The organism is Rhizobium sp. BK176, assembly GCF_024808055.1.
Map to the genome: position 1 here is coordinate 39,960 of NZ_JANUBV010000032.1, position 10,264 is coordinate 50,223.

At 59.6% G+C, this 10,264-nt stretch carries 10 protein-coding genes; 7 read left to right on the forward strand and 3 right to left on the reverse strand.

What is annotated here, in order from left to right:
• The first annotated feature begins 3 nt into the window (after positions 1-3).
• The 6 genes from FHT76_RS38075 (at position 4) to FHT76_RS38100 (ending at position 6,777) form a co-directional block, all read left to right on the forward strand.
• Positions 4-696: a virB8 family protein gene (locus tag FHT76_RS38075; RefSeq protein ID WP_183865015.1), complete on the forward strand. Its 693-nt coding sequence runs from the start codon at positions 4-6 to the stop codon at positions 694-696.
• Complete coding sequence (locus tag FHT76_RS38080; RefSeq protein ID WP_405049533.1) at positions 693-1,505, forward strand: TrbG/VirB9 family P-type conjugative transfer protein; 813 nt, start codon at positions 693-695, stop codon at positions 1,503-1,505. The genes FHT76_RS38075 and FHT76_RS38080 overlap by 4 nt, the downstream gene beginning before the upstream one ends.
• Positions 1,505-2,740 carry a type IV secretion system protein VirB10 gene (gene virB10, locus FHT76_RS38085; protein WP_259186640.1) on the forward strand — a complete coding sequence of 412 codons (1,236 nt, stop codon included), beginning with the start codon at positions 1,505-1,507 and terminating at the stop codon, positions 2,738-2,740. The genes FHT76_RS38080 and virB10 overlap by 1 nt, the downstream gene beginning before the upstream one ends.
• Positions 2,706-3,731, forward strand: a complete 1,026-nt coding sequence (gene virB11, locus FHT76_RS38090) for a P-type DNA transfer ATPase VirB11 (protein ID WP_259186641.1) — start codon at positions 2,706-2,708, stop codon at positions 3,729-3,731. Before virB10 ends, virB11 begins: the two co-directional genes overlap by 35 nt.
• Positions 3,728-5,737 carry a type IV secretory system conjugative DNA transfer family protein gene (locus FHT76_RS38095; RefSeq protein ID WP_259186643.1) on the forward strand — a complete coding sequence of 670 codons (2,010 nt, stop codon included), beginning with the start codon at positions 3,728-3,730 and terminating at the stop codon, positions 5,735-5,737. The genes virB11 and FHT76_RS38095 overlap by 4 nt, the downstream gene beginning before the upstream one ends.
• A gap of 728 nt (positions 5,738-6,465) precedes the next feature.
• Positions 6,466-6,777: a DUF736 domain-containing protein gene (locus tag FHT76_RS38100; protein WP_183865012.1), complete on the forward strand. Its 312-nt coding sequence runs from the start codon at positions 6,466-6,468 to the stop codon at positions 6,775-6,777.
• Between the two features lie 262 nt (positions 6,778-7,039).
• Here the strand turns inward: FHT76_RS38100 and FHT76_RS38105 are convergent, their stop codons facing one another.
• Positions 7,040-8,299, reverse strand: a complete 1,260-nt coding sequence (locus tag FHT76_RS38105; RefSeq protein ID WP_259186645.1) for a DUF1173 domain-containing protein — start codon at positions 8,297-8,299, stop codon at positions 7,040-7,042.
• Positions 8,300-8,522: 223 nt separating this feature from the next.
• On the opposite strand from FHT76_RS38105, the gene FHT76_RS38110 reads away from it, so the two are divergent.
• Positions 8,523-8,687 (forward strand): hypothetical protein, encoded by a 165-nt coding sequence (locus tag FHT76_RS38110; protein ID WP_183865010.1) that lies wholly within the window; start codon positions 8,523-8,525, stop codon positions 8,685-8,687.
• 63 nt (positions 8,688-8,750) lie between these two features.
• Here FHT76_RS38110 and FHT76_RS38115 read toward each other — a convergent pair whose 3' ends face one another.
• On the reverse strand, positions 8,751-9,170 hold the full coding sequence (locus FHT76_RS38115; RefSeq protein ID WP_183865009.1) for a hypothetical protein: 420 nt from the start codon (positions 9,168-9,170) through the stop codon (positions 8,751-8,753).
• A complete protein-coding gene (locus tag FHT76_RS38120) occupies positions 9,167-9,877 on the reverse strand; it encodes a ParA family protein (RefSeq protein ID WP_259186649.1) in 711 nt (236 codons plus the stop codon). Before FHT76_RS38120 ends, FHT76_RS38115 begins: the two co-directional genes overlap by 4 nt.
• Positions 9,878-10,264 lie beyond the last annotated feature (387 nt).

A 10,264-nucleotide genomic window follows, 5' to 3' on the forward strand; every position in this document is an offset into this window, starting at 1 on the left:
ACGATGGCTGACACAAAGGAACTTGATCTTCGCACCTATTACCAGAGCGGAGACATCTGGGAACAGGAAATCGTCAAGAAGGCGAAGCGATCGCGAACGCTTGCCTGGCTGGTGACCTCGGTCTTCGCAGGCATTACGGTGCTTGCCCTTTCGGCGCTCGTCCTCATCGTCCCGCTCAAAAGCTTCGAGCCTTATATCGTCGAGGTCGACAGGAATACCGGCTATGTCGAAGTCAAGAGTGGCCTGACCCGGCCCGCCAGTCTCACCGACCAGCAGGCGATCACCCAGGCCAACATCGTTCGCTACATCCGCTCCCGCGAGGGTTATGATCCCTACGCCATCGAAGAAAATTTCGGGGTTGCCGCATTGCTGTCGACCGGCAATGCCGCGCGCGAGCTGAAGGAGCTTTATAGCGCCGCCAATGCGAAGAATCCCGCAAGGGTCTTTGGCAAGAACAGGAAGGTGACAACCGAAATTGCATCGGTGACGTTTCCGAACAGCTCGACCGGGATCGTCCGTTTCTCGACAAGTGAAATTTCCGACACGGATACCATCACCCGACATTGGATTGCCGTGGTGCGCTATCGCTACACCGATACGCCTGCGACCAACGAGTGGCGCTTTGAAAATCCGCTCGGCTTTCAGGTCTACGACTACCGGCGCGACCAGGAAACCGTAACGGAGAATAACCAGTGAGAGGCTATAGAATGATTGCCGCGGCTCTCGCCGTTCTCGCGCAAGCCCTGCCTCTGGCAAGTGCGGAGACACCATCGGCCGGCCGGCTTGATCCGCGTGTGACCCGTGTCGTCTACCAGCCCGAAAACGTCGTGCGGGTCTCCGCCACCTACGGGATTTCGACCATGATCATCTTCGACGAGGACGAGACTTTCGAGACCATCGCTGTTGGCGATACCGAAAGCTGGGACGTTGTACCAACGGACAAGGGCAATATTCTCTTCGTCAAGCCGAAGGCAAGGAATGTAGCGACCAACCTCAACGTCGTGACCACGAAAAGGATCTATTATCTGGAGCTCAACGACTTTGCGCCCGAGGACAAGAGACAGGTCTTCGGCATCCGCTTTGTCTACCCGGACCGGGACCTGAACAGGTCTCTCTTGAAAGAGGCCGAAGCTCGCGCCTCCTATCCGAACATCTCAGGCATCGACAAGGCCAACGTCAACATAAACTATTCGTTCTCCGGCAATCCCGGCCTGAAGCCGCTGATGGTCTTCGATGATGGCAAAAAGACCTTCTTCAAGTTCGGTTCCAAGGTGCCGGCAATCTTTGCCGTCAACGATGATTTCAGCGAGACGCTTCGCAACATGCGGCGCGAAGCAGATTACCTCGTCGTTGACGGCACGGCGGTCCAGTACACGCTGCGCGATGGAAGTGACTGGACCTGTATTTTCAATTTGGGAAAACCGGACTTCGGCGGGCCGGATCCGGCAATCCTTGGACCCTCCCCGGAGGACAAGGCAAGCATTCGTCGAAGGAGCGGCAACTGATGCAGCGCTCTCCGGAACTGGAAGCAATGCTTGCCGCCGATGAAGCCGAAGTGCGTGACAGGCACGTTCGAGGAAAGCGCATACTTGGCGGCACTGCCCTTGTGCTTGGCGGAGCAGCACTTGCCTATGTCTTCGCTCTTTCGCCGCAAAAGCCGGCTCAAAATGCCCTGCAGGAAGACGAGGAGTTTTCCACCACGACGTTCAGGCCACCGTCGTTCCTGCGCGAGGAGAAAAAGGAAGTAGCACCCCCGGCCGACAACATCATCCAGATCCCCGAGCCACCACCGCCGCCCCCCGCACCCGAACCCGAGGCGAGCGAGTTCAATGTCCCTCCCCCTCCGGCGCCAGCGCCGGCTGTCGACGCGGCTCCTTCCGAAGCGGATGTCTTCCCGGAACGATACCGGTCAAAGCAGATCGTCGCCGACATCGCGGCAACGGCAAGCGATGCGGCATCGGTGAACGGTAACGAGGCCGGCGGAGCAATCGTTGCCGGCGAGGACCGCAACAGCAAGTATCTGGCTGCAGCATCCGCCATTGCCGACCGATCGGCCAAGGCTCGCCAGATTGCCCGCATCGATGCGCTGATCCCCGAAGGAACCCTTCTCCCTGGCATTCTCGAGACCGCTGTAAACAGCGATCTCCCGGGCCAAATCCGCGCCATCACATCTCAGGATGTCTATTCCTTCGACGGTCGCCGTGTGCTGATCCCGACCGGAACGCGTCTGATCGGCGAATATCAGTCGGACATCACGCGCGGGCAAAAGCGGATTTTCATAATCTGGACGCGTTTGCTGCGCGACGACGGGGTCTCGGTCCGTTTGAACAGCATAGGTGCCGACAGTCTCGGACGCTCCGGCCTCACCGGCCGGGTTGACAACAAGTGGCGCGAACGCTTCGGCTCCGCGATCCTGCTCTCCATCGTCGGTGCAGGCTCGTCCTATCTGACCGGGTATGGCAGCAACCAGTTTGCCACAGGCAGCGATGGGTATTCCCGGTCGGGCGAGGCGGCCGACCTCGCGCGGCAGACAATAGCCCAGACATTTTCCGACATGGCCAACCAGGCGCTTTCCGAAAACCTCAAGATCCCGCCAACGATCAGCGTCCACCAGGGCGAGCGCATCTTTGTCTACGTCCGCCAGGACCTCGACTTTTCCGCCATGTATCCGGATCCGGTCCAGGAAGCACTGAAGGAAATCAAGCATGAGCGAGGCCTTAATCAGGACCGTTTCCGGTAACGACCCACACTACTTCCTGCGCCGCGCGCTTTCGCCGCTGGCAGACTTTCTTGGCGATCCATGCGTCATGGAGATTTCCGTCAACCGTCCTGGCGAGGTGTTCGTCGAACGTCTCGGTGCCTCGGCAATGGAATTCCACGCGATCCCGGCACTGACGTGCGCGCAGATCGAGCATATCGGAGAGCGGGTTGCGGCTGCCAGCAGCCAGTTCATCAGCCGCGCCAATCCCTTGTTGAGCGCTGCATTGCCGTCCGGCGAACGCATTCAGATCATACTGCCGCCAGCAGCACCCGACGGCGGAGCACTCTCGATCAGAAAGCAGGTCATCAATGACCTGAGCCTTACTGACTACCGGAACAGTGGCGGGCTGGACAGGGTTTGCGTGACTGTCGGTGGTCCGAGCGAGACTGAACATCACCTGACAACGCTGCTTCAGGCCGGCTCCATCCACGACTTCATCGAAACCGCGATATTCAGTCGCGTCTCCATTCTGATCAGCGGCGGCACCTCGACCGGAAAGACCACCTTCCTGAATGCCTGTCTGAAGTCAGTGGATGAACACGAACGCATCCTGACACTCGAGGATACACGGGAGCTTTTACCGCCGCAGCGCAATCGCGTTCATCTTCTCGCCTCTCGCGGCGATCAGGGCACGGCCCAGGTGACGATCCAGTCGCTGCTCGAGGCAGCACTGCGCATGCGGCCCGACAGGCTGTTTGTCGGCGAAATCCGCGGTCCGGAGGCATTCGCATTCCTTCGTGCCATCAATACCGGTCATCCCGGTAGCATGTCGACCGTGCATGCCGATACGCCGATGGGCGCCTACGAGCAACTCGCCATGATGATGATGCAGGCAGGCATGACGTCCGGTTACTCCAGGCAGGATCTGATGTCCTATATCCGCATGGTCATCCCGATCGTCATCCAGCTTCGGCGTGACGGAGGTCGTCGCGGCGTTTCCGAAATCCACTATGCGCCACAGTCGACATGAGCCGCTCTTACCTCATCACCTATTTCTGTTTCTGCCTGCTGATCGCAGTCGCCATCTGGATGCTGAGTTACAGTCTTATCCTGCAAATCGTCTGGAGGGATGGCCGGATCCTGAGGCTGATGACGACAACGGACCCGCTTGCCCCCATGCGTCAGTTCATTGCCTATGCAGACAACAGGTCGTTGCAGTTCGTCGCCCTCGCCTCATTGCTTCCGGCAATCGCCGCAGGGGCGTGTTCTGCAGCCCTCGGGTTACGGCGACCAACAAACCCGCTTGGTGATGCCGCCTTCCAGGACGTTGCCTCACTCCGACGCGCCGGCTGGTTTCGTCGCGACGGCCATATCTTCGGCCGACTGGGCGGGCGTATCCTTCGACGCAAGGACGACCGTCACCACCTGATCATTGGGCCGACCCGCTCCGGAAAGGGTGTCGGTTACGTGATCCCGAATGCCCTGATGTTCGAAGGCTCGATGATCGTCTCAGACCTGAAAGGCGAAATATTCGAGCGCACCGCCGCCTACCGGAAGGCAAGAGGCAACCAGGTTTTCTTGTTTTCGCCAGGTGCGTCGAGGACCCATCGCTGGAACCCGCTGGATTTCGTGCGGGCAGATCGCGGCGAAAGGACCATCGACATCCAGAATATGGCGGCAATTCTCATCCCCGAGTCCGCCGGATCTGATAATGCCGTCTGGCAGGGACTGGCGCAGCAGGTAATTGCCGGCGTCATCAGTTATGTCCTGGAGAGCCGGCATTATCGCAACCGGCGCAATCTCGGCGAGGTCAACGCCTTCTTCAACACCGGTGAGGACCTGCAGGTCCTGATGAAATCGCTCAAGGAGAAAGAGAAGGATCTCTCCCGCTTCACGCTCTCCAGCTTCAACGCATACATCGCGCTCAACGAGCGGGCAGCCCGCTCGGCCCTCCTCGATATCCAGAAAGCGCTGGCGCCGTTCCGTAACGAACGCGTTGTCGCAGCGACCGCCGTCACCGACATGAACATCGTATCCCTCCAGCGCCGACCGGTGACGATCTATCTTGCACCCAACATCACCGACATGACCATCCTTCGACCGTTGCTGACCCTCTTCGTGCAGCAGCTGATGGATCTCCTGACACGCGACCATGATCCGAATGCCGTGCCGGTCTATTTCCTGCTCGACGAATTCCGGCAGCTAAAGCGCATGGACGAAGTTCTTAACAAGCTCCCCTATATCGCAGGCTACAACATCAAGATGGCTTTCATCGTCCAGGATCTCAAAAGCATCGATGAGATCTACGGAGAAACGACCCGCCATTCACTGCTTGGCAACTGCGGCCTGCAACTGATCCTCGGTGCCAATGATCAGGCAACAGCGGAATACGCCTCGCGCTCGCTCGGCAAACGGACGATACGCTATCAATCGGAAACACGCACGATCGAGCGCCTCGGCCTTCCGCGTCGAACCAGGGTCGAACAGATCCGCGAACGCGACCTGATGATGCCGCAGGAGATCCGGCAGATGCCGGAAGATCGGGCAATTCTCCTCGTCGAGGGTCAAAAGCCGATCCTGGCAGGCAAACTGCGCTACCACGCGGTCGAGCCGTTCAAAAGCGCTGCAGCCCATGGAACCTACGCCAGCGTCGAGATCCCCGAAATCGATTTGCCGCCGAACTCCACCGTGCCGGATATGGTGGCAGATCGCGAGGAACTAGCGACCGATCTCCAGCAAGAGCAAGGACCTGTCGTGGACGAACCCGTGCCGGCGCCCGTCGTCATTGCAGAAGCGGTCAACGACGAGACATCCGTTGCATCGGCACGGTCCCGCTCCGTCGTGACCGCAGGCAGCCCCGGTTCCGAAGCAAGACTTTCGATGACCGCATTGCGCCTTGATGCAATTGTTGCAAGAACTCTTCGCGACACTGCTCTGACGGCCGAGCAACGCGTGAGCATCCAGGAAATTCTCGCAAACACAGTGCCGGACCCCACCGATGTCGGTCTCGAATCCGTCGACGATGACGTGAGCTGAACAGCTGAGAAAACCTGGCGCCGACTGTTGCCTCGTTTTCCGCGAGGATGCCGAGTAAGTGCCGCCGGGCCGACTATTGACGACGAACGTGTCGCCGCTGGCGCTTGCGCCATCAATCAAAGACCTCGGAGAGCCACGCCCGTGATCATGCCGGCACATCGCAAGTTCTGCCGGCGGTGACGCAAAGCGACAAGCGTTGTGCACTGCCGCGGTTCAATGCGCAATCGTACCGATCTGCACGAACAGCAGCCTTCACCTGCAGGCCAAAAGCAGTACGGTGTCACGCGGATCCTGTCCTTGCCGCAGCGCCAGCGCAACAAAGAGGCAGTACCCGTCAAACCTAGAGTCTCCCGAAGTTTGATGCGATGAAGTAGAGCCCTGAATTACGGCCGGATCGATCGGGCAGCGAAGGCATCGTGCGAGCGTTTCTCGGTGATTGCCTGGCTGTGTCCCCCGTTTTGACAAGACGCTCCACTGCGGTCTCGATGAGGCTTGTCTGACCCAAGACCGCCTCGCCTTGCTCGGCTCGTTCGGCATGGCGCAACGGCCGGCTCGTTTTCTTCCCCTGCCGGCCAGGGCCGTCATTCCTCGCGATGACAAGAAAGCCTCGACCAGGCCGTCCTCCACTTCGTTGCGGTCTTTGAAGATGCGCGCCGCCCGTCTTCGGTCTCATCGACAGCCATCGAGACCGCGATGGGCGCGGTCCGATCAACAGAAGGAAGACAGCAATGGCAACCATCGGCTCTTTCACCGCTTCCAGCGACGGCTTCACCGGCACGATCAAGACCCTCAACCTCAATGTCAAAGCCAAGATCGTTCGCGTCGAACGCTCGTCGGAAGACGCCCCGGACTTCCGGGTACTGGCCGGAACGGTCGAGTTCGGCGCCGGGTGGCAAAAGCAGGCCCGCGAGAGTGAACGCGACTACATCTCGGTCAAGCTCGATGACCCATCGTTTGCAGCACCGATCTACGCGACCCTGGCCGAAGTCCAGGGCCAGGAAGGACTGCAGCTCATCTGGTCGCGCAGCGCCCGCAGATAGGCCACGCAATGAGGCCCCGCCCAGATCCGGGCGGGGCATTTCCCATGTCACCTGTTGAGCGCGCCGTTCAGATTGCTTTTGTGAAGCCGGTTATTACCGGCGGAGGCTCGATCGTCGCGTCGCTCCCGGCTAACGCCCTGCGCCTCGCCGCCTCCTTCGCCTCGAACTTACGAGAACCCGGCCAGCGCTCTTCGCAACGTTTCACGGCGCCTGCGGTGATCATTGCAGGACCACCACTTCGACAGATGCCAGGTCCGGGACATCAGACGGAATTGTTCTGCAGCGGCAGCGAAGGCATCTCGCCATCTGCAACTCGCCAGATCCATGCCGAGAGGTCAGGTCTTGCGACGAGCATCTCCTTAATCCCCGCTTCGAATGCCTCGTCGGCCGACGGCGGCACGATATAAAGCGCGACCGGCTGCGGCTTCATCTCAGGCAAGGTCGCATTGGCAAAAGGCTGACCGCGGCTAAGATCAAAGCGCAAACCTTTCACAGATTTTGTCCGCAGGCGGGCCAGACGTTCGACGAGCTGTCGCTCGTAGGCACTCTCGATCGGCAGCCATTGTTCGCTCACGCTCATCAGTGCGATTTCGTTGACGGTAAGGATGCCAGCGTCTCCGCTCGCAATTGTCGCGATCATCATCAAATGCGAAGTCTCGCCAGATTGCCAAAGTTTGAGCTCCGGCTCGAAGCGGCGCTGAACGTTCTTCCAGGTTTCCTCCTCGAGATGAAGACGAAACCCGGGCATATGCCTGATCACGATCTGTCGACCATTTCGCGCCCCCGCGAAATCCTTGACCTCGCCGACAAGGATCATCAGCCGCCCTGATCCCGCTGATGGCTGGAAAAGGCGCCGGAGCTTGTAGGAGCGTCGCTCTTCGATCGCAAGCTTGTCCTCGGTCTTGAAGGGCTCGGGTATCAATAGGCACTCAGAAAGAGCCTCGCCTCTGACCGTCATGTGGCCGGCCGCGTCGACCAAATGATGATAGACCTGCCACCAGTGACGCCTGCCGCTCCAGTTTGCCGTCCATTCCGTCAGCCCGCTTTCATGCCACAGGAAATGCAGGAGCGCGCGCAGCGACAGTTTCTTGCCCTTGATCTTAACGCTTTTGGCGCCCAGCGAGGCGGTCGCTGCACGTGCTGTCGCTGCCCGCTTTGTCAGCGCGAAATCCAACTTCAAAGACGCCAGTCCGTCGGCCCCGTCCAGCTTGATCGCGCTGCCCAGCAATGGACCCAGTCCTGACAGATCGTAGGGCAGCTCGTAGGATGGGCAAGCCGGATCATGACGGCCACCAGTCAGCGGCATGCGCTTGACGACGAGCTGTTCGCCGACATCTGCGATGTACATTTCCACACCGGGATCCCGGCAGAGGCAGAGGGGGCGGACGCGTCTGCTATAGGCATCGCCCAGAAGTTCCGCAAACGCCCTATGATCTTCACTGCACTCGACACAGTCGAACCGATAGCGCCTCGTCACGACAGCACCCTTGGCACCCGGACGCAAGGGAAAAACTGGTGCCACACGAGAGCTAAAACTGTCAGCTCAGACCGGGCCAGTGTGCCGGGTGGGCAAAGCCAGCTCAAGGCCGCACGGCCCCTCCGATTTTCTCTCCGCTTCGCTGCACTACGCTGCGACAAAATTGGTTCCTCCGCACGCCGGCTCTGCCGGTCGCATGCGCGCCTTGACCTGTCTCTCCCCGCCCTGCCTGCCGCCGTCATCTGTCACATCAGTCACGGAGACGACGATGACCATCGACCAGCACATCGAAGAACTGCGCGCCGAGGCCCGCAATGCCGAAACGCTTCTGGAGCGCAAGGCGATCGAAGCCGAACTCGAACTGGCGCTTGCCGAACGCGAAGTCATCTGGGCCGAACTCGACGGCCGCATCGAGCCGGAGCCGCCGTTCTGAGTCGGCTTTGCCCCTTGTTGATCGAAGCCCGCCGGATCGACCGGCAGCCTTCGATGCTGTCTCTCAATAGCCATTGTCTTGCAGATAGATGTCGATGGCCGCCTGCAGGATCGCGGTCATCTTCACATCGTTCTCATGGGCCGCCCGCATCAACCTCTCCTTCACCGCCTGCTCCAGCGGCACGTTGACGTAGAAGCGGACTGCCCGGTCCTTTGCCCGCTTCAGGTTCTTAAGCCGCCGTGCAGCCTCCTGCTGTTCGCTGCCACGTTTTGCAGCGCGGCCGCGCCGCTCCTCTTCAGGGAGCCGAGGTAACAAGGTTTCCGTTGCCTGCGGCGGCAAGGATTTGGCCGTGTTCGTCAGCGGAGCCCTGCGATTATCTGCCGCCCCGACACTGCGTTTCGCATCCACCAGGGTTCGATTGGCTTCCGGCTCGCGGCGCGGTGCAAGCGAGAACTGCTCAATGTCGATTGTGTCCTTGCTCACGCTGCCACCTCATCTGATGCCGCCACCCGCCGCAGCTCGATCTCCTCGACCAGGGCCTTTACCTCAAGGCGCGCCTTGCGCACGCTTTCGGTCAGATCTTGCATCTGCAGCGTGCCAAGACCGTTCTGGATGTCACGGTAGACGTTGCGCTCGAACAGCTCCGTCTGCAGCAGCATGGTCTGGTAGTTCGCCTCGATGAGGCCAGCGACGAAAGGACGAATGAAGCGGTAGGCTGCAAGGCTTCGGCCAGGCAGGGTAATTCGGGTGCGAACGTTCATGTGGATGACAGACAGCCCATAGCGGTCATTGATGTCATTGACCTCGGCGACCGTCTGCCCTGCTGCCTCGATCTCCTTGATGCCTGGCTGGACCGGCGACAACACCACGTCGGAGGATCGGATGATTGTCGTCTGCAGCACACTGTCAACCCCTGCGGCGTCAACCAGGATCACATCAAAGGCATCGCGGTATCGATCTATGGTCTCAGCAACCGCCTTGTGGGTGGCCGCGATGGTAACCTCGATATTGCCAGGAACGTTGCCTTTGGCGTGACACAGCTTCCACCAGCCGGCGAGATTCTGGCGGCCATCGGCATCGACCATCAGGACACGCCGCCCGTCAAGCGCATACTCCCCGGCCAGAAGTGTCGCCAAGGTCGTCTTCCCAGCGCCACCCTTGTTGCTTACCACTGCATAGATCAGGGACATCGTCAGCTCCGCCAGATATCGCAGAATATGAACCATTATAGTTCGTCTTTGCGTTTCGTCCAGCCTGTCGTTTTTGCCCCTGCGATGTGGACAATCTGCCCCATCGTGGGCACCCACCGATCGGGCATGGCTCACGACGGTAAGATGTGGACACGTGTCCACAGAATGTGAAAGCAGGCTATGCCTATGTCATAGCGTAATACTTTCTTGCTACATCGAACTATCGTGTGTTCACACGACATGGTGGTGTGATGGCGAGACAAGACTTTTCCCAATACGCCGGCTAGCCTCGCGCTCTGGGTATGCATCCAGTGACGGGTTGCAAATGCGAACCGAAACAGTCTATATTGGTTTGGCAGGATACGCAAATTTGTGATACAAATTTGC